General features: G+C 35.9%; 14 protein-coding genes and 1 pseudogene. 12 read left to right on the forward strand and 3 right to left on the reverse strand.

What is annotated here, in order from left to right; translation table 11 throughout:
* The first annotated feature begins 199 nt into the window (after nt 1-199).
* From rlmN to fabI, 8 genes are all read left to right on the forward strand, one after another.
* Nucleotides 200-1258, forward strand: coding sequence for a dual-specificity RNA methyltransferase RlmN (gene rlmN / locus CDIMF43_RS03820; protein ID WP_034571755.1), 1059 nt, complete (start codon nt 200-202; stop codon nt 1256-1258).
* A 352-nt stretch (nt 1259-1610) separates the two neighbouring features.
* The gene (gene abc-f / locus CDIMF43_RS03825; protein WP_109841233.1) at nt 1611-3176 is read left to right on the forward strand and encodes a ribosomal protection-like ABC-F family protein; all 1566 of its coding nucleotides are present in this window, start codon (nt 1611-1613) and stop codon (nt 3174-3176) included.
* A gap of 279 nt (nt 3177-3455) precedes the next feature.
* Nucleotides 3456-4289, forward strand: a complete 834-nt coding sequence (gene licT, locus CDIMF43_RS03830; RefSeq protein ID WP_074402294.1) for a BglG family transcription antiterminator LicT — start codon at nt 3456-3458, stop codon at nt 4287-4289.
* A 168-nt stretch (nt 4290-4457) separates the two neighbouring features.
* Nucleotides 4458-6347 carry a beta-glucoside-specific PTS transporter subunit IIABC gene (locus tag CDIMF43_RS03835; protein ID WP_109841234.1) on the forward strand — a complete coding sequence of 630 codons (1890 nt, stop codon included), beginning with the start codon at nt 4458-4460 and terminating at the stop codon, nt 6345-6347.
* A 134-nt stretch (nt 6348-6481) separates the two neighbouring features.
* The gene (locus tag CDIMF43_RS03840; RefSeq protein WP_074402296.1) at nt 6482-7600 is read left to right on the forward strand and encodes an AI-2E family transporter; all 1119 of its coding nucleotides are present in this window, start codon (nt 6482-6484) and stop codon (nt 7598-7600) included.
* A gap of 24 nt (nt 7601-7624) precedes the next feature.
* Nucleotides 7625-8431: a MerR family transcriptional regulator gene (locus CDIMF43_RS03845; RefSeq protein ID WP_109841235.1), complete on the forward strand. Its 807-nt coding sequence runs from the start codon at nt 7625-7627 to the stop codon at nt 8429-8431.
* 622 nt (nt 8432-9053) lie between these two features.
* Nucleotides 9054-16496, forward strand: coding sequence for an adhesive domain-containing protein (locus tag CDIMF43_RS03850; protein ID WP_109841236.1), 7443 nt, complete (start codon nt 9054-9056; stop codon nt 16494-16496).
* A 222-nt stretch (nt 16497-16718) separates the two neighbouring features.
* Nucleotides 16719-17477, forward strand: a complete 759-nt coding sequence (gene fabI, locus CDIMF43_RS03855) for an enoyl-ACP reductase FabI (protein ID WP_034571738.1) — start codon at nt 16719-16721, stop codon at nt 17475-17477.
* Between the two features lie 185 nt (nt 17478-17662).
* On the opposite strand, the gene CDIMF43_RS03860 is transcribed toward fabI, so the two are convergent.
* Nucleotides 17663-18781, reverse strand: a complete 1119-nt coding sequence (locus tag CDIMF43_RS03860) for a hypothetical protein (RefSeq protein ID WP_414734972.1) — start codon at nt 18779-18781, stop codon at nt 17663-17665.
* 234 nt (nt 18782-19015) lie between these two features.
* Nucleotides 19016-19171: pseudogene (locus CDIMF43_RS13950) on the reverse strand (helix-turn-helix domain-containing protein); the annotation flags it as partial.
* A 251-nt stretch (nt 19172-19422) separates the two neighbouring features.
* Here CDIMF43_RS13950 and CDIMF43_RS03865 point away from each other — a divergent pair.
* Both CDIMF43_RS03865 and CDIMF43_RS03870 read left to right on the forward strand, forming a co-directional pair.
* Nucleotides 19423-19644: a hypothetical protein gene (locus tag CDIMF43_RS03865; RefSeq protein ID WP_109841238.1), complete on the forward strand. Its 222-nt coding sequence runs from the start codon at nt 19423-19425 to the stop codon at nt 19642-19644.
* Nucleotides 19645-19955: 311 nt separating this feature from the next.
* A complete protein-coding gene (locus CDIMF43_RS03870) occupies nt 19956-22724 on the forward strand; it encodes an endo-beta-N-acetylglucosaminidase (RefSeq protein WP_109841239.1) in 2769 nt (922 codons plus the stop codon).
* Between the two features lie 99 nt (nt 22725-22823).
* On the opposite strand, the gene CDIMF43_RS13585 is transcribed toward CDIMF43_RS03870, so the two are convergent.
* Nucleotides 22824-22982 (reverse strand): hypothetical protein, encoded by a 159-nt coding sequence (locus tag CDIMF43_RS13585; protein WP_162532905.1) that lies wholly within the window; start codon nt 22980-22982, stop codon nt 22824-22826.
* A gap of 232 nt (nt 22983-23214) precedes the next feature.
* Between CDIMF43_RS13585 and CDIMF43_RS03875 the strand changes: the two genes are divergently transcribed.
* Both CDIMF43_RS03875 and CDIMF43_RS03880 read left to right on the forward strand, forming a co-directional pair.
* The gene (locus CDIMF43_RS03875; protein WP_109841240.1) at nt 23215-23937 is read left to right on the forward strand and encodes a TraX family protein; all 723 of its coding nucleotides are present in this window, start codon (nt 23215-23217) and stop codon (nt 23935-23937) included.
* A gap of 58 nt (nt 23938-23995) precedes the next feature.
* The gene (locus tag CDIMF43_RS03880) at nt 23996-24364 is read left to right on the forward strand and encodes a YccF domain-containing protein (protein ID WP_074402305.1); all 369 of its coding nucleotides are present in this window, start codon (nt 23996-23998) and stop codon (nt 24362-24364) included.
* Nucleotides 24365-24516: the final 152 nt, after the last annotated feature.

Below are 24516 nucleotides of genomic sequence, written 5' to 3' on the forward strand. Positions count from 1 at the left end.
GAATTTAATTACAAGTAATACCTCATTAAAACTTTCCTTATTAAAGAAATAAATCGTTTGATATCTGTCACATTTAAATTAAATTAATCAAATAGAGATTGCTAGAATAGGCATTTTGGTATATATTATTAAAGACTATCCATTGTGATATAGGTAACGAATGACAAATTAAAAAATGTGAGAAAAGTGAGGTAAGAGGATGAAACCGTCAATTTACGGATTAACAAATGCAGAATTAATAGAGTGGTTTTTAGAACACGATCAAAAGAAATTTAGAGCAACACAAGTTTGGGATTGGTTATATGTAAAACGTGTGCGTCAATTTTCTGAAATGACGAATCTTTCAAAAGCAACCATTCAATTATTGGAAGAAAATTTTATTATGCAGCCATTGGAACAAAAAATTGTTCAAGAATCAAATGACGGAACAATTAAATACCTGTTTGAATTATCAGATGGGTTGTTGATTGAGACGGTATTAATGCGCCATGAATACGGCTTATCTGTTTGTGTAACAACTCAAGTAGGCTGCAATATCGGTTGTACCTTCTGTGCAAGTGGTCTTTTGAAAAAACAACGTGATTTAACGGCTGGTGAAATTGTTTCGCAGATTATGCAAGTACAACATTATTTAGATGACAAAGAAGAAAACGACCGCGTGAGTCATATTGTTGTAATGGGAATTGGCGAGCCTTTCGACAATTATGACAATGTGATGAGTTTCTTGAAAATCGTTAATGACAATGAAGGGTTAGCAATTGGCGCTCGTCATATTACAGTTTCGACGAGTGGACTAGCACCAAAAATCAAAGAGTTTGCTGAAAACGGCTTGCAAGTAAACCTAGCAATCTCATTACATGCGCCAAACAATGAAATCAGAACAAGCATTATGCGTATCAATCGCAACTTCCCGATTGAAAAATTAATGGAAGCCGTCGATTATTATTTAGAAAAAACAAATCGTCGCATTACCTTTGAATACATTATGTTGCGAGGCGTAAATGACCAAAAAGAACAAGCTTTGGAACTAGCAGCACTCCTTGCGAATAAACGTCATTTAGCCTATGTAAATTTGATTCCATACAATTCAGTATCCGAACACGATCAGTACAGCCGCAGTAAAAAAGCAGACGTACTAGCCTTTCACGATACGTTGAAGAAAAAAGGGATTAATTCAGTTGTTCGTAAAGAACAAGGAAGCGATATCGATGCTGCTTGTGGACAACTAAGAAGCAAGCAATTAAAGTCTAAAGAATAGTTCAATAGTATAAGAAAGTTCCTTCAATTATTTTTTGAAGGGATTTTTTTAATGCCACGATTTGAAATTTAGCAACAAATGAAGTACAATAGCGGTGTAAGATCAATTCATGAAAGGTAAAGGTATTTAAGGCGATGAAAATATAATTCACTGTTTCTTAGTTAACTGAATTCTTAAAGTAACTTCAAAGGCAAAATAATGAAGGGTTATTTGGAATTTTTGCAACTAATCTGAGAGTGGATTTTATCAACATACAAGCCAAAATACCCGTTTAGTTCTTTCACTAGAATCGGTCTATTTATTTTGTATGCAAGTAAACCATCACCTCTTCAGATTTGAAGGAGGTTTTTTTATGTTAGTAGAAATAAAAGCAATCAAAAAATCAGTTGGAGGTCGTGTCTTAGTTGAGATTGACAACTGGCAAATTGAGGATGGCGACCGCATCGGAATTGTCGGCGCCAATGGTTCAGGTAAGACAACCTTATTAAATTTATTAAGCAATAAAGAAGTTCCTGATAGGGGATCCATTCGTTCGTTTAGTCCGATTGGATATTTGGAACAACTACCAGATGCTGTTGCAGGCGCTACCGTAAGTGGTGGAGAAGAAACTAAACGCAAGCTACAAAAAGCGTTTGAACTTGGAAGCGGCATTTTGCTAGCAGATGAACCAACAAGCCATCTTGATAAGGACAACCGTCTTTATTTAGAAAAAGCAATCAAGCAATTTAACGGTGCCGTCCTTGTGGTTTCCCACGATCGAACCTTTTTAAACCAAGTTTGTACGAAAATAGTAGAACTTGAAAGAGGAAAAACGTACTTTTACGAAGGAAACTATGACGACTATTTAAACCAGAAAGAGCTTAAACAACATACAGAGCAAGCAGAATATCACCAATACGAAAAAGAAAAAAAGCGTTTAAAACAAGTGGCCAGAGAAACGGAAACAAGAGCATCAAAAATTCGAAAAGCTCCTAAACGAATGGGGAATTCGGAGGCAAGACTCCATAAAATGGGGGATCAAAAAGCTAAGAAAAAATTAGGTCAGTTAGCAAAAAATGCGGAAAAACGACTGGATCAATTAGATGTCAAACAAGCGCCAACCGAGCTTGCGAACATTAAAATCAAATTGGCTAAAGGCAAGACCTTACACGCACCTATTTTACTATCGGCAACAAAGCTAACTAAAAAAATTGACGAACGCATCCTTTTAAATCAAATTCATTTTTCGTTAGTCAATCACTCAAAAACAGCTTTAATCGGGGGAAATGGCGTAGGAAAAACAACCTTACTCAAACTGATTATAGAAAATTCACCGGAAATTCAAAAAGTGAAAAACCTTTCAATTGGTTACTTTAGTCAAAAGCTAGAGTTATTGGAGGAAGAAAGTACGATTTTAGAAAATGTAATGAAGGAAAGCGTTCATGACGAGACTTTTGTTCGGATGCTATTAGCAAGACTATTATTTAGAAAGCAAGATGTCTATAAAGAAGTCCATTTACTAAGTGGTGGTGAAAAAAATAAGGTTTCATTGGCGAAGCTTCTTGTAAGTGATGCCAATTTACTACTATTAGATGAACCTACCAACTATTTAGACATTCCTTCATTAAAAGCCGTTGAGGAAGCTTTAATGGCCTATGAAGGAACGCTTCTTTTTGTCTCACATGATGAAACTTTCAACCAGAAGATAGCAACTCATTACTGGGAAATCAAACAGCAAAAACTGACTATGTGGGAAGCTGAAAAGAACAAAGAAACCTCTGATAAAAAAATTCCAGTAAAGCAATCAGCAGATGAAAAACTAGTATTAGAAACCCAATTAACGGCAATTATTGGGAAATTATCAAATCCAAATCCAAAAGAAGACCGACAAAAATTGGAAAATGAGTATCAAACACTATTGAAAAAATTAAAAGAATAGATAGAAGAAACGATTCGTAGCCTGATTTTACGAATCGTTTTTCTATAAAAAAAAGTATTGAATAAATTGGATAAAAATAAATTAAAAAATTTATTAAGAGAACGGTTGCAAAAACTAAAATCACATGGTATATTGAGAATATAACAGACAGGGTTGTTACTGGTCATGCAGGCAAAACCTAAATTGATTCGAAATCATATCTATCCACTTTGAGGGATAACTAGATTTGGAATGAGTTTAGGTTTTTCTTTTTACTCTAGGATTAAAGGTGGGGGAGAAATGATAATTGAAAAAATCTTAAACAACAATGTCGTTCTAACCTTGACTGCTGATGAAAAAGAAATGGTCGTAATGGGAAGAGGTTTGGCCTTCAATAAGAGGGTGGGGGATGAGATCGATCCCACATTGATTGAAAAAACCTTTGTTACAGAAGGAAAAGAAGTGACCGAACAATTAGCCGAGCTATTTAAAGAAATCCCATTAGATGAAATTGAAGTCGCAAATGAAATTATTCAATTGGCTCAAAAAGAATTAGATGTCAAACTAAGTACCAATATCCATTTGACATTAACCGACCATATCCATTTTGCTATCACTAGAAGCAAAGAAGGACTAGACCTCAAAAATCCCTTAATTTGGGAAATCAAAAAGTTCTATAAAAAAGAATACCAAATTGGGTTAAATGCGATTGATAGAATTCAAGAAAAATTAGGTGTAACGTTGAATCCTGATGAAGCCGGTTCCATTGCATTACACATTGTAAATGCAAGACAAGGCGATCAAGATATGAATCAAACGTTTCAAATGACAAAGATCGTTCAAGATATCTTAAACATTGTTCGCATGCATTATGGGTTAGTTTTCGATGAAAATTCCTTAAACTATACCCGGTTTATAACCCATTTACAGTATTTTGCTCAGCGAATGATTGCAGGTGAGACCCATGAATCAGGAGATGATTTTTTATACGAACAAGTACAAATCAAATACCCAAAAGCATTTGATTGTACAGTGAAAATCAACAGTTACTTGAAGAGCGCTCATCAAAAAGAGATGTCGATGGATGAACAGGTTTACTTGACCATTCATATTCACCGAGTAGCAGATAATTAAATAAGAATACATCGATGATGGATTGTTACTGATAAAGCAGGCAAAACCTAAGTTGATAGTGAAGCATTCTCCTTGTAGAGAATAACGCTCACTATTGATTTGGGTTTTTTATTTTTCCAAAAATGCTTTGTCGAAAAAATAGAAGAACATACAAAGGAGAACGAGAACATGGATAACAAACAAATAGCACAAGATGTATTAGTGTTAGTAGGTGGCGAAGAAAATGTAAATTCAGTTGTACATTGTGCGACTCGCTTACGTTTCAAATTAAAAGACACAAAAAAAGCCAATCGTACTGGCCTAGAAGCACATGAAGGTGTGATTACTGTAGTCGAAAGCGGCGGTCAATACCAAGTCGTGATTGGGAGCAACGTCAACGAAGTTTATAAAGATCTAATGGCTATTTCGAATTTGGATCAATCGACAGGTGAAAAAGAAGAGTCTGGCGAAAAAGGCTCATTTTTAAGTACATTAATTGATATTATTTCGGGTATTTTCACTCCATTCTTAGGTGCAATGGCTGGAGCCGGGGTTCTAAAAGGATTTCTATCATTAGCAACTGTAATGGGTTGGCTTTCAGCGACATCTGGAACCTATATTGTTCTGTTTGCTGCAGCCGATGGTATTTTTAATTTCTTACCATTCTTCCTAGCCTTTACCGCAGCTAAAAAATTCAATACCAATCAATTTGTTGCAGTAGGACTTGCGGCAGCCTTGATGCACCCAATGATGGATGCAGCGACCGCAGCTGGAAATGCGATTACCTTCTTTGGCATTCCAATCACATTGATGTCTTATGCATCAACCGTTATTCCAATTATTCTAGCAGTTTGGATTCAAAGCTACGTTGAACGTTTCTTTACAAAAGTTGTTCCTGAGTTTATCAAAATTATCCTTGTACCACTTCTAGTATTACTTGTAATGGTTCCGTTAACATTTATTGCAATTGGCCCATTAGGCGGATTTATTGGAGATGGTCTAGGGTATGTTTACAGTATGATTTATGGTCTAAGTCCAATGGTTGCGGGTGCATTTATGGGTGGTTTCTGGCAAGTGCTAGTAATCTTTGGAATGCATTGGGGATTTGTACCAATCATGATGACCAACTTATCACAAGTGGGGTACGATACAATGGTGCCAATGCTATTGCCAGCAGTTTTAGCTCAAGGTGGAGCAGCCTTAGGCGTATTCTTAAAAACAAAAGATACAAAAATGAAAGCTTTAGCAGGTTCATCAACGTTAACAGCCTTCTTTGGAATTACTGAACCAACGGTTTATGGAGTAACGTTGAAATTAAAAAAACCATTTATTTATGGTTGTATCAGTGGAGCAATTGGTGGAGCGATTATCGGGTTTGCAGGGGTTAAAAACTTTGCATTTGGTTTAGTAAGTATTTTAAGTTTACCTTCATTTATTAGTACAGATTCAGCGATTGTTTCAAATGTCATGGTTGCGATTATTGGAACAGCCATTGCCTTTGTCTTAGCATTAGTGTTAACGTTAATTTTAGGATTTGATGATGTTATCCCAACTGTTACTGCGGCTACAACTACTGCAACAACTGAAGGATTAAATAATGACACGGATCCATCAACCTATATTGAAAAAGAAGTAATTGAAAGTCCATTAACAGGACGTGCGGTTTTACTGAAAGATGTCGCGGACGAAGCATTTGCAAGTGGCGCATTAGGAAAAGGAATGGCAATTGAGCCAACAGTTGGTGAGTTAACTTCTCCTGTTACAGGTGTTGTGACCATTGTTTTCCCAACAGGACACGCTATTGGCATCACTTCTGATGATGGCACTGAAATTTTAATGCATATTGGGATGGATACGGTTCAAATGAATGGCGATGGGTTTACCACTCATGTCAAACAAGGAGAGCATGTAACGGTAGGTCAACCACTTGTTTCATTTGATATTGAAAAAATAAAAGCAGCTGGTTTTCCAGTAATTACACCAATTGTAGTGACAAACTCTGCAGACTTTTTAGATGTATTAACAACAGAAAAAACAGAACTGAAGGGGAAAGATTACTTGATGACGGTAGTCATTTAGTGAGGAAATAAGCGATGGTACCATCGCTTATTTTTTTTGGATTAGTCGCAATGGCATCATTTATTTAAAAAACATGTTAAAATAAATAAGAATACACACGATAAATGAAAATGTGACGATAAGGAGAATACCGTATGAATAAATTAAAAGAATCAAGACTCTTTTTTTGGACAATTGAATTATTGGCCTTTGCAACACTTATTTTTGTCAGCACTAAAATAGGATTTTTATTTGCACCAATTGGCACTTTTGTTTCAACTCTGTTTGCGCCAGTTTTAGTTGCAGGATTTTTATATTATATTATGAACCCTCTAATCCAACTTTTGGAGAAGCGTTTGAAAATAAAACGCATTTGGGGGATTTTATTAGTCTTTATTGTATTGATTGTCCTATTTGTTTTATTAGTCGTTAATTTGATTCCCAATTTATTAGAACAGTTAACGCAACTGATTCAAAATTTTCCAGCTATGATGAAAGAAGGGCAAAAGCAGTTTAATTTATTAGTGGAACGGCCAGAGCTTAAAAATATTGACCTTCAAAAATATTTAAATGAATTAAATTTATCGACTTCAAAATTTATCACGGGAGCATTTTCTGGCGTGACGGATAGCTTATTGTCGATTGTTGGAGTTGTTTCAAGTGTGACCATCGTAGTTATCACAGTTCCTATCGTTTTATTTTATATGTTTAAAGATGGAGCGAAATTTCCAAAAGCCGTTCAACGATTTGTTCCATTAAAATATAAAGAAGAAGTAGGCAGTCTCTTGACAGATGTGGATCGTACACTTTCTTCTTTTATTAGCGGACAAGCAATTGTTTGTTTATATGTTGCAGTTTGTACATCGTTAGGCTACTGGGCAATTGGTTTACCCTACGCATTATTGTTAGGTGTTATTGCTGGTGCGATGGATATTATTCCTTATTTAGGACCTTGGTTGGGTGTCACTCCTGCGATTTTAATCGCCTTTACTCGTTCACCTTTTGAAGCCTTACTTGTTGCAATTATTGTGATTGTGACGCAAATAGGGGAATCGAATATCGTTTATCCGTTGGTAATGGGGAAATCTCTTGATATGCATCCTTTGACCATTGTTTTTATCCTGTTAGTTGCGGGTAATTTAGCTGGTTTAATAGGAATGATTTTAGGAATCCCTTTGTATGCAGTATTAAAAATTGTGTTACATCATCTATATGGAATGATAGATGATCGTAGAGAGATTCCATTAAATCGAGAAGAAATCGATGAAGTTTAATCTTTAAACGAGAGGGGAAATAGTGTGTATAAAATTGGTGAATTTTCTAAATTATCTGCTATCAGTGTTCGAATGCTACGGCATTATAACCAATTAAATCTATTGAATCCACAAGTAATTGATACAGAATCGGGCTATCGTTATTACAGTAGTAAACAGCTTAAAAAGGTAAATAAAATTCAACGATTAAAAGAGCTAGGGTTTAGTTTATCAGAAATCAAAGAAATGCTTTCAACTGAAAATTCAATTCAAGAATATTTTGAAAAGCGAGAAAAAGAAGTAGAGAGTGAATTAGAAAAATTAGTGAATCAAAAGAAAATGCTTCAACGTTCAATCCATGACTTGAAGTACAAAAAAGAACCATTAAATTACCATGTCCAGTTGAAATATTTTCCAGAACAACAGGTAGTTTCACTAAAATCGAATTTGCCAAGTTATCAAGAAGAAGGAAAGCTATGGGGCCTTTTATACGAAGAACTTGCTAAAGAAAAAGTGAACCTACAACAACTGGGTCAGCACAAAGCTATTTTTCATGATAAGGAATACAAAGAAAAAGACGTCGATGTGGAAATTCAAGCAAGTTTTAAAGGAGAAATAACCCTTCACTCTAAAGTAGTTCAGATCAAAAAAGAACCAACTGTAAAGGCAGCAACTGTTGTAATGAATGGCAGTTACCATCAAGTTTCTTATGTAACGGAAAGCATTGCTTGTTGGATAGAGGATCATCAATATAAAATTGAAGGTAAGATGTTTACTATTTATCATGTATCACCAGCACAAGAAGAAGAGGTTGAAAAATGGGTGACAGAAATTTGTTTTCCAATTATTTAACTAAAATTGTTCAACTTTAGTTGGATGTAGAGACCTATAAAAAAGAAGTAAATCTATTTGTTAAAAATTAGATTTACTTTTTTTTAGTTGTACATAAAACTATACAAGAATATTCAATTTAAATGAGATCGCAATCACCAACTCTAAAGTTAGTAATGGGTATTGTTGAATTAGTTAGTTTTTTATAATTGTTATTTTTATTAGTATAATTTAAATTATTAGTTTTTTTATGCTTTTTTTTTCACAAAAACAACTATTTTAGTTAACTAATACACAGTTGAAATCTGTTTAAGGTTGTTTTTGAAGGGTTTTTTACATATTTTTTTTTGGTCTGAATAAAATGAAGAAAAATTGAATAAATAAGTTTTTTTTAGAAAACGCTATCGAAAACAGATTTTTTTATTCTTTGATGTTTTTTTATAGATAAGTGTTTTTATTTGATTTTATTTATAATTGTGTTATTTTTGATTTTAGTGAGAATTAAATCGTTTGGTTTAATCTTATTTTAATTTTAAGTGGTTCGTAATAGGGGGGCATAAAAAAACAGATTTAAAAGTACTGAAGTTTATGAAATGCTTTTTAGGATTAAATCTGCATATTGTTAAAAAGAGGGGGAGAGAAAATGAGCAGTCAAAAGAATCAATCAAAAAAATCAAAAACGAATAAGAAAGTTTTTCAAAAGGCAGTCATTGTTTCTGCAGCGTCAGTGTTACTAGCTTCACCCATTACTCCATTATTTCAAGATGGGCATTTTATTGGCTTCCAAGAACAAACAGCTCAAGCAGCCTTAGCGGATGTAAGTATTTTAAATAATACGCAACTTGTTTCTAACAATGGAACCAATCTTAGTCCAAATGGTGCTGGGAATTATGATTTAGACTTAACTTATAGTGGAGATGCCTTAGCAAGTGTTGGTTTAGGAACTCCAAAAGTAGTTGTATTTGCTTTGCCAACTGAGTTACAAGGCAAGGTAGTTGGTGGAGCGACTGTTGCAATTGATGCTAAATTATTGCCAATTACACCAGCTCAATTACCAGGGTTGCCTTTATTAATTGGAACAGCAGAGACAGCCCTAACAACTTTAGATAATGCTGCTAACCTTGCAGGTCAAGGAACGGCGTTAGATCCAGTTATTGCGGCTTTTCAAGCAATTAAAACAGCTCAGAATTTTGGGAATTATCAAGAAACTTTACCTGGAGTTGTGTCACCTGATGGCAAATATATCAGTGTTAATTTTACAGATGGGTTAGGAAATTACGTAAAACAATTACTCAAAGGGTTATTTGACGCCCTACACAACGCAATTAATGCTGTTGCATTTACAGGCATAGCCGGTGTAACTTTAAATCCTCTTTTAGCAACTTTGAAAAATGCGTTGAATCCAATTTTCACAGTGGTCGATGGATTGCTTAATTTAACAGGTGAAGGTTTAAACAATTTAATCAGTGCTAGTTTATTAGCCGGAACTTCTTACAACGTTAAATTTGCAGTATCCCCACCAGGCACAGCTCAATCTAAAATTACAGCTGGGGCGATTAATACTTCTCTTATTTCAGCCGGAATTTTAGGTGATATTCAATCTGAAGGTGCAAGTGTAACCTTAAATTTTGCCAACCCAGCTTGGACAGCATACACAATCACCCCGCCAACTATTAACCCCGTTCATGTTGGAGATACAAGTTTAACTGGAACTGTAGCGTTAACTTCACCAATTCCGGCAGGCAGTACATTTAGTACTGTTGTGACATTACCAGATGGGTCAACAGCAACTGCTGTAGTAAATCCAGATGGTAGCTTTACAGTACCATTTGGCAGTTACATCCCTAAATCAAATGATAGTTTATCCACAGTGATTGAAGGAATCAATGGTGGCGTTACAAAAACAAGTACGCCAGTAACTACTACCGTCTTAGCAAATACAAGCCCAGGTTGGGATACCTATGTAGTAGCGCCTCCAGTAATTGATGCTGTTCATGCAGGCGATACTGAAATAACCGGTAAAACAACTTTGACAACACCAATTCCAACGGGAACCACTTTTACAACTATTATTACTTTAGCAAATGGCACCGAAGTCACAGCAACGATTAACCCAGATGGCACCTTTACCGTACCACTAGGAGCCAATGCAGTTACTGAAGGTGAAAGCTTATCTAGTATTGTTCAAGGAGCAAATGCAGGAGAAACAAAAAATAGCACGCCTGTTTTAACAACCGTCTTAGCAGCCTTACCAGATCCAGCATGGGCAGGTTACGTGATTGCATCCCCCGTTGTTGAACCTGTTTCAGTAGGAGATACAGAAATTACAGGAAAAGTAACTTTAACGACGCCAATTCCAAACGGTTCAACATTCACTGCTATCGTGACCTTAAAAGACGGCACAAAAGTGACTGCAACAGTGAATCCAGATGGCACCTTTACTGTTCCTTTAGGTAGTAACATCTTAACGGCAGGAGATATTCTTTCTACAATTATTCAAGGTGTGAACGGTGGAGTAATTAAAACTAGCACACCTGTTGAAACAACAGTTCTAGCAGAAGGTTGGAAAGACTATGTAGTTTCTACCCCTGTTGTGAATCCTGTTTATGTAGGCGATACAACTGTAACAGGAACCGTTGCATTAGCAACGCCAATCCCAGCTGGAACAACCTTTGAAGCCATTGTGACTTTACCAGATGGAACAAAAGTAACTGCAACAGTGAATCCAGATGGCACCTTTACAGCGCCTTTAGGCAGCTACATTCCTAAAGAAGGCGACACGATTTCAACAATTGTGGAGGCAACAAATAATGGGGAAACGAAAGACAGTACCCCAGTTGTCACAACAATTAAACCAGTATCAGAAAGTCCAGCATGGTTAAACTATGTAGTGGCAGCACCGGTATTAAACCCAATTCATGTGGGAGACACCACCTTAACTGGTAATGTTACATTGAATACCCCTATTCCAGAAGGAACTACTTTCTCAACAGTCGTTACTTTACCAGATAATACTAAATTAAATGCGATTATCGCGCCAAATGGTAGTATCACAGTTGCACTGAATGGATATGTTCCTAAATTAGGTGACACATTATCAACCATTGTAGAAGCAAAAAATGGAACAGCAACAAAAGACAGCACCCCAGTTGTTAGTGTCGTTCAAGCAACCTTACCAGATCCAGCCTGGGCAGGTTATACAGTGGCAGCTCCAGTTATTGATTCAATTCATGCAGGAGATACAGAAATTACAGGAAAGGTTACATTAACAGCTCCAATTCCACCAGGTTCAAGCTTTGCAACATTAGTAACATTACCAAATGGAAATGTCGTTCAAGCACCAGTGAATCCAGATGGTACTTTTACAGTAGCATTAGGAAGCAATACAGTAGCTGAAGGAGACATCTTATCAACAATTGTTCAAGGAAGCAATGGAGGAGTAATCAAAAATAGTACGGTAGTAGAAAGTACTGTTTTAGCTCCAATAGTTGATCCAGCCTGGGCAGGTTACGTGATTGCCTCCCCTGTTGTTGAACCTATTTCAGTAGGAGATACAGAAATTACAGGGAAAGTAACTTTAACAACGCCAATTCCAAACGGTTCAACATTCACTGCTATCGTGACTTTAAAAGACGGTACAAAAGTGACTGCAACAGTGAATCCAGACGGTACCTTTACTGTTCCTTTAGGTAGTAACACCTTAACGGCAGGAGATATTCTTTCTACAACCATACAAGGTGTCAACGGTGGAGTAATTAAAACTAGCACGCCAGTTGAAACAACAGTACTAGCAGAAGGTTGGAAAGACTACGTGGTTTCTACGCCAGTTGTAAATCCAATTTATGTAGGCGATACAGCCGTAACAGGAACTGTTGCGTTAGCAACACCAATTCCAGCAGGAACAACTTTTGAAGCCATTGTGACTTTACCAGATGGAACAAAAGTAACCGCAACAGTGAATCCAGATGGAACGTTTACAGCACCTTTAGGTAGTTACACACCTAAAGAAGGCGACACGATTTCAACGATTATTGAAGCAACAAATAATGGAGAAACGAAAGACAGTACCCCAGTTGTCACAACAATTAAACCAGTATCAGAAAGTCCAGCATGGTTAAATTATGTAGTGGCAGCACCAATGATTAATCCCATTCATGTGGGCGATACAACCATTACTGGAACGGTTCTATTGAACACGCCAATTCCAGCAGGAACAACATTTTCAACTATTATAACATTAACAAGTGGTACAAAAGTCACAGCAACGATTAACCCAGATGGCACCTTTACAGCTGCATTAGGCAATAACACTGTAGCTGAAGGAGATATTCTTTCCAGCATCGTGGAAGCAGTAAATGGAACAGCTACAAAAAATAGCACGCCTGTTTTAACAACCGTCTTAGCAGCCTTACCAGATCCAGCATGGGCAGGTTACGTGATTGCATCCCCTGTTGTTGAGACAGTTTCGGTTGGTGACACATCAATCAAAGGGAAAGTAACCTTAACGACGCCAATTCCAAACGGTTCAACATTCACTGCTATCGTGACTTTAAAAGACGGTACAAAAGTGACTGCAACAGTGAATCCAGATGGCACCTTTACTGTTCCTTTAGGCAGTAATACCTTAACGGCAGGAGATATTCTTTCTACAACTATACAAGGTGTCAACGGTGGAGTAATTAAAACTAGCACACCTGTTGAAACAACAGTCTTAGCTGCTGGTTGGAAAGATTATGTAGTTTCTACCCCTGTTGTGAATCCTGTTTATGTAGGCGATACAACTGTAACAGGAACCGTTGCGTTAGCAACGCCAATCCCAGCGGGAACAACCTTTGAAGCCATCGTGACTTTACCAGATGGAACAAAAGTAACCGCAACAGTGAATCCAGATGGCACCTTTACAGCGCCTTTAGGTAGCTACATTCCTAAAGAAGGCGACACGATTTCAACAATTGTGGAAGCAACAAATAATGGAGAAACGAAAGACAGTACCCCAGTTGTCACAACGATTAAACCAGTGTCAGAAAGTCCAACATGGTTAAATTATGTAGTGGCAGCCCCAGTTTTAAATCCAGTTCATGTGGGAGACACCACCTTAACTGATAAGGTTACATTGAATACACCAATTCCATTAGGAACGACATTTTCAACAATTGTGACTTTACCAGACAATACAAAACTTAATGCTGTAGTTGCTCCAGATGGCAGTATCACAGTTGCGTTGAATGGATACATTCCTAAATTAGGCGACTCATTATCAACGGTTGTACAAGCAGCAAATGGAACAGCAACAAAAGACAGCACACCCGTTGTTAGTGTCGTTCAAGCAACTTTACCAGATCCAGCCTGGGCAGGTTATACTGTATCACCTCCAGTCATTGATTCAGTTCATGTAGGTGACACAGAAATTACGGGATCAGTAAACCTAACTAAACCAATTCCAAACGGTTCAAGCTTTACAACATTAGTAACATTACCAAATGGAAATGTCGTTCAAGCACCAGTCAATCCAGATGGTACCTTTACAGTAGCGTTAGGAAGCAATCTAGTAGCTGAAGGAGATGTTGTATCAACAATCGTTCAAGGAATCAATGGCGGAGTTACAAAAGATAGCCCAGTCGTTGAGACAACTGTCTTAGCAGCGCTTCCAGATCCAGCATGGGGAGCCTATGTTATCGCATCACCGGTTGTTGAACCTGTTTCAGTAGGAGATACAGCAATTACAGGAAAAGTAACATTAACAACACCAATTCCAAACGGTTCAACATTTACTGCTATCGTGACCTTAAAAGACGGCACAAAAGTGACTGCAACAGTGAATCCAGACGGCACCTTTACTGTTCCTTTAGGCAGTAATACCTTAACAGCAGGAGATATTCTGTCTACAATTATTCAAGGTGTCAACGGTGGGGCAATTAAAACTAGCACGCCAGTTGAAACAACAGTACTAGCAGAAGGTTGGAAAGACTACGTGGTTTCTACGCCGATTGTAAATCCAATTTATGTAGGCGATACAACTGTAACAGGAACAGTAGCATTAGCAACGCCAATCCCAGCCGGAACAACCTTTGAAGCCATCGTGACTTTACCAGATGGAACAAAAGTAACCTCAACAGTGAATCCAGATGGTACCTTTACAGCGCCTTTAGGCAGCTACATTCCTAAAGAAGGCGACACGATTTCAACAATTGTGGAAGCAACAAATAATGGAGAAACGAAAGACAGTATACCAGTTGTCACAACGATTAAACCAGCTTCAGAAAGTCCAGCATGGTTAAATTATGTAGTGGCAGCACCCGTATTAAATCCAGTTCATGCAGGTGACACAACGCTCACTGGAAATGTCACTTTGAACACACCGATTCCAGCAGGTACAACATTTAAAGTGGTTGTAACCTTACCAGATGGCAATAAAGTGAATGCCGTTGTAGGAATAGATGGAAACATCTCTGTTTCATTAGGAAGTTACACAGCAGTAGCTGGCGATACACTTTCAAGCGTTGTGGAAGCAACAAATGGAACAGCAACTAAATTAAGTACTCCAGTTACAAGTATTGTGCAAACAGCCTTGCCAGATCCAGCATGGGCAACCTATACTGTGGCACCACCTGTAGTAAGTCCAGTTCACGAAGGCGATACAACAATTACAGGAAAAGTAACATTAACAACGCCAATTCCAAATGGTTCAAGCTTTACAGCGTTAGTGACATTGCCAAATGGAACAGTTATTCAAGCACAAGTGAATCCAGACGGTACCTTTACGGTTGCTTTAGGAGACAATATTCTTAAAGAAGGCGACTCGTTATCAACAATCGTACAAGGAATCAACGGAGGAGTTACAAAAGATAGTACACCAGTAATTTCTATCGTTGAACCATCCGCTTCAGAAACAGAATGGAATAACTATGTGATTGCAGCTCCAACAATCAATCAAGTTCACGAGGAAGATGCAACTCTAACAGGATCAGAATTATTCTCAGCACCAGTTCCAGCAGGTGCAACCTTTGTAGCTATCGTGACCTTAGCCGATGGTTCAACAATTGAGGTACCAGTTAGTACGACAGACGGCGTTATTAGTATTCCGTTTGGTGCTAAGAAAGTGAAGAAAAATGACATTCTTTCAATCGTTATCCGTGGAACTAAAGCAGGGGTGACAAAAGAAAGCTTGCCAACCTCAACAACTGTCCTAGCATCAGCGTGGGAAGACTATGTGGTTTCTAGCCCAGTCATTGACCCAATCCATGCAGGGGATAAAACCATTACTGGTTCAGTAACATTGAATCAACCAGTTCCAGCAGACACAAGCTTTACAGCGATTGTGACTTTACCAGATGGAACAGTTATTACCGCTCCAGTTGATTCAAATGGCCATATCTCAGTTGATTTAGGCGACAATGAGTTAACTTCAGGAGAGGTAACGATTGTTGTGGAAGCAACACATGGTGGGGAAACGAAAGAAAGTACACCAGTAACGTCAACTATTTTGCCAAATGAAGCATGGGATACGTATGTTATTACGAAACCAGTTATTAATGCAATTCACGTTGGCGATAAATTTGTAACAGGTAAAGTGACTCTAAATACACCAATTCCAGCAGGAACCGTATTTACAGCGATTATTACCTTACCAGATGGTTCAATAATTGAAGGCAGTGTTGCAGAAGATGGAACATTCAAAGCAGCTCTTACTCCAATCACTAGAGCAATTTTAAGCAATTACGTTCTAAAAGTTGGAGACCAAGTAACAGCGCTTATCAAAGGCGTTAATGGTGGAGAGGTTAAAGAAGGACCATCCGCATCAACAATTGTTTTAGCAGTCGATACAAACAATCCAGGTACCCCTGTCACTCCAGGAAAACCAGGTTCTGGAAATGGAACTGGCACAACTCCGGGGAATACAGGAACAGCCAATGGAGGCAAGTATACAACGACTAAAGCAAACGGAAAAGGATCAAAAGGCTATCAAAATAATGATAACTACCCACAAACTGGGGAACAAAATAATTCATTGTTTAGTTACCTTGGATTCTTAACACTTGGTTCAGCAGCATTGTTGTTCTTAAGAAAAAAATTCGCTAAAAAATAAGCGTTAATATCCATGAACCTCTCTAAGAATGAACCTTCTTAGAGAGGTTTTTTATGTCAAGGATAAAAAAAGTCTATTATGGATATAAAATGTATTTCACATGAAGAAGTGAGTTAAAACAACGATTTTTTTAATATTTTTCACAAACTTTGATAGAAAACAGCACGAATAAACAGAATTTGTGCTATAATAACAGTACTAACTATCGGGGAGGCATAAAGTTTGAATACATTACTTGAAGGAAAAAAAATAGTTATTATGGGTGTTGTAAATAAATCGAGTATTGCATGGGGTTGCGTAGAGGCAATGAGAGATTGTGGTGCTTTTATCATTTATACCTATCAAAACGACCGAGTGAAACGTCAACTAGAAAAATTGGTAGGAGCAGATGCGCCTATGGTGGAGTGTGATGTTGCAACAGATGAGGATGTTGAAAAAGCATTCAATGAAATTTCAACAAAATATGGCACGATTGATGGACTTGTGCATTCAATTGCTTTCGCAAGAAAAGAAGAATTAGAAGGAAGCTTATTAGATGCAAGTCGTGAAGGTTTTAGCATTGCACATGATGTTAGTGCCTTTTCATTAATTGCCGTTTCAAAATATGCAAGTAAAATCATGAATCGTGGTGGAAGTATTGCTACTATGACCTATATTGGTTCTCATCGCGCAGTTCCTAATTATAATGTAATGGGTGTTGCAAAAGCCTCATTAGAATCTATTGTAAAATATTTAGCAGTCGATTTAGCTTCACAAGATATTCGAATTAACGCGATTTCAGCTGGAGCAATCAAAACGCTAGCATCATCAGGAATCAAAGGTTTCCAACAATTGCTAGATTCAGCAAGTGAAAGAACACCTTCTGATAAACCGGTAACAACAAGAGAAGTTGGAAATACAGCAGCCTTTCTAATGAGTGATTTATCAACAGGGGTTAATGGAGACACCATTTATGTAGACAAAGGAACTCATCTTTCATAATACGATCTAAGTAAAACAGGGAAGAAATAATCTTCCCTGTTTTTTTAGATAGTACCGTTTGGAGTGACTATTTTAGAGTTGACAGTAAAGAATAGGGGCGCCTACTCAGAAAAAAGTAAATTAGAAATTATGGAGCACATTGAAGACATTATCTTACTTATTAAATCAAAAGATCAAAACACATTTTATAAGTAGAGTTCAAATAATAGTTCTTGAATAAAAATATACAATTCTTTCCAAAGTGAAACGTTATATATATCTTCTAAAAAAAAGGTGTTTCCCTCTTTTTTTTCATATTCTATGCTGTCTGAGATTATAATGTCAGCATGCTCAATGCAGGATGTAAAGATAAGAGATTCATCGTTGAAAACGTGCCGTAATTTTCCTTTGATGAAACTATTTCCTATGGGAGTTTTAGAGTATTGAACAAAAACTGACAAATAATCTTTATAATATGAAATATAGAGTGAATAATGTAAGACACCAATTATTTGTAGTGTTGTTTTAGGAAGAGAAAAAGTGAAAGCAGGATATGCTTCTACAAAGGTGTAAATGTAATTTTTTAAATCGATTGAAAAATTAGAAGTCTCGTAAATCAAATTGTTATGATTTAAAGGGTTCATCTTAATGATGTCATCTTGAGAGTATGAATAATTGTATGAAAATTCGTGGTACAAGACAGTGTAATACATAAATAGGGGAAGAATATTTTCTACATCTTTTTTTAAATAATTATTAATAAAAGCAGTATTAAGCTTTTTGTAAAAAATTGTAACCGGGTGATTTTTTTTTAGAAAAGTATTTCCTATTTTTATTTTTTCCTCCATAGTATCAATTTCAGAATCTAAGAACCTCATAATTAAATTAAAAGACTTACGTTCATTATGTTCAAGTTCGTTATTATTAATAGTAGGAATATTGATTGGAAAATGTTTGAGTGCATAGGTAATATCATGGACATCCAATAAGGATTGTAAAATAGAGGAGCTAAGAGTTTTAAAAAAAGGCTGATAGTTCCCTTTATTTAATCGAACATAAAGAATAGCAAGGTAAAAATCAACACTAGATTGAGTGGATAATGGTTTATTTAATAAATAACGATCTCGATACAACGAAAAGGTGTTTTTTATAAGATTATGAGGAACATATGATAGTGGCCAATTCAAGTTTTGAGTTCCGTGAAATAATAAATACCAATACATAAATCGTATATTTTGTTCGTCGCCATTCACTTCAATAAGATTATCATTTATCTGGATAGTTAATTGATAAAAGGCTAAAGCTTTATTTAGTTGAACAATCAACTTGTAGCATCTGTTATTCGATATGAATAGAACTGAACTTAGTTTATTTAATGATAGCGACTTATTATTAAAAAGTTCTACTAGTATTTGAAATGACAAGGAATTAGATAGAAAGTAATATAGATATTTATGATAAATAATTGTGAGATTAATTTTTGTAGAGGATTCTAAATAGAAGTCGAATAGACTATCTTGATTAATCTTGCATATGCTAGAATCCAGTGACGAATCTAGGAATGTATTTATTTCAACAATGCTTCGTTTGATACTCGCTCTGGATAAATCGAAAGTCACCATCAATTCTTGGATGTTCGTTTTTTTTTTATTTCCAATATATTGTAATAATTTCAATTTTGTATAATCTTGTTTTTTTAAGAATGAATGAATCATAGATATCTCCTCCAATACGATTATTGAATATGCTATAATGTAAAAATTATTTAATTGCTTTGATTTAGTTCATGGCAATAAGCATACTAAAAATAACATGTTTCAACCTATAAGCATTTTCAAAAAGAAGTTATAATACTTTTATTAGAAGAAAGTTCTCTATGCTAAAGAGTATGGCGATTAATTATTATAATAGAGTTTTAAACAGTAGTTATTGTTGAAATTATTAATAACTGTTGAAAGGAGAAATTATGATTGATATAAATTGGCTAGACGCTATTAATTACGATATATATTTTGAAAATGAATCTGGCAATACATTTCTTCGAAATGTGATTGTACCATTTGAATTTTTAGAAAGAGATATCGAAACATATTTTTGTAATCATTTTAAAGAAGGAACCATTAAAATAATTTCCATTAAAAAAGTGAATTATGTATGGCTATCAAAAAGTCATTACAAAATAAATTAAAATAGTCAAATTTGTATTTGAATGGACATCGAAAACTAAAACAAAAAAAGCATCGTTTATTGAATTTGTGTAAAATAAATTTAGTAGAAGATGTTTTTTAACCATAGTAAAAAAATGATGGAATGGATTGAATTTTACGGAAGGGATAAAACCATTAAAGGATTTTTTAGGGCTTTTATAAAAAATAAAAATCTATGATTTGTTACAAAAAAACAATAAAATGTTTCTATCTTTCTAGAGCTCACTTCGCTATGCTAAAGTTGGTAAATTAAGATTTGCGGATTGAAATTAAAACAAGGGAGAGTTGGATAGTGAAAAATAAAAAAAGATGGATTCGTAACGTTAGAAATGTAAGCGTTTTATTTTTGTTGGCTAGTAATTTTTCAAATGCACTCATTGCAAGAGGAGAAGAAAATACTCCAATTTCCACGTTATCAAGTGGTCAAGTAAATGAAATCCCTGAAATAAAAGAAGCACCAACCGCTTCACACTTTTTCCCAGAAGAATTAAAAAAATGGAATCCGACTACAGATGCGGATACTATTCATAACGTCTCAAAAGTCCCTTTAGCTAAGCGCATTAAAAGTGAACAAACCAATAAAGATCAAAGTTTAGATGCTAAAGTTGTATCATTAGCAATTGCCAATCGTAACACTAGTGGAACCCCATCACAAGGCAGTTCAGATAAAGCGGTCTATAATTTTACTCACTGGCAGTACATTGATACGATGGTGGCCTGGGCAGGATCAGCAGGAGAAGGAATCATTGTCCCACCTAGTGGCGATTTGACAGATTCTGCTCACCGAAATGGCGTGCCTGTTTTAGGAACAGTCTTCTTTCCACCAACAGCTTATGGAGGCAAACCAGAATGGGTAGATCAATTTGTTCAAAAAGCAGCAGACGGCAGCTTTCCAATGGCAGACAAATTACTTGAATTAGCTGATTACTATGGATTTGACGGTTGGTTTATCAATCAAGAAACAGCAAGCAATCCAACAACAGCAAAAGCAATGAAAGAATTTCTAGCGTATCTACAAGCACATAAAAAACCAGAAATGGATATTATGTGGTATGATTCAATGCTAGAAAATGGCAGTATTTCATGGCAAGGTGCCTTAAACGATCGCAATAAAATGTATTTTCAAAATAACGATAAAAAAGTTTCAGATAATATGTTTTTAGATTTCAACTGGCAATATTCACCAAGTAAGCTAGTTAGTTCTGCCAAAAAAGCGACGGAGCTTACCCGCTCACCCTATGATTTATTTGCCGGAATTGATGTTCAAGCACAAGGATTTAATACAGCAACTAAGCCAAGCTCAATCGTAGTCAACGGTAAACCATTAGTGTCCTTAGGTTTATATTGCCCAGACTGGACACTACGAGATGGCGCTAATTATGATATTCCTACCTACTGGAAGAACGAAGAGAAGTTTTGGGTCAATTCAGCAGGAGATCCTCGTGATACAAGTATGAAGTCTAATGAATGGCAAGGTATTTCACGCTATTACGTGGAGAAATCACCTGTTACAAGTTTGCCTTTTACGACGAATTTTAATGTAGGAAACGGAGATCGTTTTTATCAAAATGGCAATCTAAGTAAGGAAGGAACCTTTAACAATCGCAGTATTCAAGATGTAATGCCAACCTATCGTTGGATTTTGGACAACAAAGGAAATCAATTAAAAGCGGATATTGATTATAGCGACGCTTTCAATGGCGGTTCATCGATTGCTTTAACAGGTTCAACCATTCCGCAAGGTGAAACAACGATGAAGCTATATAAAAGTGAATTGCTCCTAACGGGAAAGGAAGTTGCAAAAATCGTTTCAAAAGGTCCAGCAGAAATGACCTTGAAACTGAATTTTAAAAATGAGACAGCACCTGTAACAATCAAAGGAACTACGAACGCAATTGGAACATGGAGGGAAACTCGTTTTGAGTTGAATCGTTTCCAAAATAAAACGATTGACACAATCTCTTTAACGATAAACGGAACGACAGAAGCAAGCACTAAAATTAATTTAGGGCAATTTGCTATTCTAGATGAAACCCCATTAGTAGTGAGTCCTGTAGAAAATGCAACGATTGTAGGACAATCAATTGAAGAAGATCTTTATGCAAACCTACGACTAAAATGGGATTCAAAAGGTGACGCTACTTCAATGTACAATGTTTACCGTATAAATGAGCAAGGTGAAAGACAGTTTGAAGGATCAACAGCAAATACGGCCTATTATGTAACGAAACAAAAACGTCCTAGTACAAATCAATTGAATTATATTATTGTGCCGGTAGATAAGAATCAACTGGAGCATCTAGCACAAGCAAGTCAAGTATCCTTTGCCTTTAAAGACTTACAGGCACCGCAAGCTAATTTTACAGCAAATAAATCATTTGTAAAAGTTGGTGAAAAAGTAACTTTGACGAGTACTTCTTCTTTGTCAGCAGAAAAATTAGACTGGACAATTGAAGGAGGAACTCCTGACAAGAGTAACGAAAAACAAGTCGAAACAACGTTTAGTAAAGCTGGAAAATATACGATTCAGTTATCAGCAAGCAACCAAGCAGGAAGTACGACCGCAACAAAGGAAAATTATATCACGGTTTACGACGATAGCTTTACTGAACCGTTAGTTAATTTGTCTTTAACAGCTATTAATGCAACAGCTTCAGGCTTTACATCTACTAATGAATCGCCAAAGCAAGCATTAGATGGCAAGCTTCAAACGAAATGGTGTGATAACGGAAACGATCACCCGTGGATGATGGTTGATCTAGGAAAACTTACGTCCATTATCGGATTTAAGACGGCCCATGCTGAAGCTGGTGGTGAAAATCCAGAATGGAATAGTAGAGATTATGAGATACTTGTTAGCCAAGACAACCAAAATTGGACTCAAGTAATTCAGCGTGAAAAAAATACTGCTGGGGTAACAGAAGACTCAATTCCGTTAACAGAGGCAAGATATGTAAAACTACAGCTAAATAAAGCAGAACAAACTGGTAAAGTAGCTAGAATTTATGAATTTGAAATTTTAGGTTTTCAAAAAACAGGAATTGACGTTCTAAACAATTAAGCGACCCAATCAATCTGCGATTCTATAGAATTTACCAAAAAAAAAACAATAAAAGCGACTTGATCTAAGAAATAAACATTCTTAAATCAAGTCGCTTTTTTATTCTTTTTTATCACTAAATTTCTTAGCCTCTTCTTGTTCTTTTTCTTTAATTTTATTTTGTTTCGTTTTGTTGACGGTTGCATCAAAAACATTTTTACTTTTTAGCTCTTGAAAATTTTCACGATTTTGGTAACCACCAGCATCCTTCGTCGACATAAAATCCCTCCTAATTAACTTGTATTGCAAAACTTAGGTAAAGATAAGCTACGCTAAGTATACAACTTCTATCGAAAGAAAAATAACGATATGAACGTAGAAATAAACTATCAAAAATGTAAGGTCAAATAGAAGAAATGTCACCACAATAAAAGGAAGAAGACCTAAGCTATATGGTATTCTTAATATCTAATAAAATAACATTTTTTTGAAAAGTGGAGGAGTTATAAGAATGTCAGGAACTACATTAAAGTTTATAATGGCCATTTTAATGGTTTTAGATCATATTGGGTATTTTGTTCCCCCAGAAGTTGGAGGGATATTTCATGTCTTAACACGATGTGTAGGTGTTTTCTTTTGTTATATGGCAGTAGAGGGATTTCATTATACAAGGAATCGTAAAAGTTATTTGTTACGTTTAACAGGAATGGCCATTTTTATGGAAATCGGCAATCGAGTAATCAATTGGCTCATTCATGATCCAGCGATTGCAGTTCACAACAATATTTTTCTTACGCTAGCAGCAGGAATTGCTATGATTTATTTATTTAGCCTAGTAACGAAACAATCGTCAGGTTTAAAAAAGAGTTTCTTGATTTTAGCGAGTATCTTTGTATTTGGTCTTGGCATTACCTTTACTGAAGGAGGCATAGTAGAACTGCCGTTTATGCTAATTACCTACTTATGTCGCAATAAACCTAAAGTACGAAATATTCTTTATTTAGTGATGTCAGTAGTATTGTTTAGTATGAGTTTTGTTAGTTATCCAACGTTATCTGAGACTCTAAGTATGCTAGCTTATAATTCAGACTTTATGTTCATTACAGTGTTGCCGTTTATATACTTATACAATGGCAAACGTGGAATGAACAATGTGTTTTCAAAATACTTTTTTTATTTTTTCTACCCCATTCATCTATGGTTGATTGCAGTGCTTTCAGCGAACTTGTTGTAGAAATATAAGTGAAATGTTATAGTTAAAAGTACAGATAAATAATAAGGGACGTGTTTACATGGGTTGTTTAGGAAATGCTATTTGGTTTGTTTTCGGTGGATTAGTTTCTGGTTTAGGTTGGATTTTAGCGGGATGTTTATGGTCAATTACTATCATAGGTATTCCAATTGGCAAACAGTGCTTTAAATTAGCAGGATTAACCTTCTTTCCATTTGGAAAAGAAGTTGTTTACGGCGGAAATTCTTTTTCATTAGTAGTGAATATTATTTGGTTGATTATAAGTGGTTTACCATTAGCATTTGCTCATGTAGTTAGTGGTGTAATTTTATGTATTACCATTGTAGGGATTCCTTTTGGGATGCAAAGTTTTAAACTAGCTAAGTTAGCATTAATGCCATTTGGCGCACAAGTTGTTTACCGTTATTAAAAAAAGCTTGGGACATAAGTCTCAAGATAAATAAAATAGAAGACCGAAAATCGTAAAAAGGATTTTCAGTCTTCTATTTTTTCGATTATTGGGAGAATCACCCTTGTTTTCTGGCTTATTTAGCCTATATTTTCTTAAATTTACAGCCATTA

Source organism: Carnobacterium divergens, from assembly GCF_900258435.1.
In the GTDB taxonomy this organism is placed as follows: domain Bacteria; phylum Bacillota; class Bacilli; order Lactobacillales; family Carnobacteriaceae; genus Carnobacterium; species Carnobacterium divergens_A.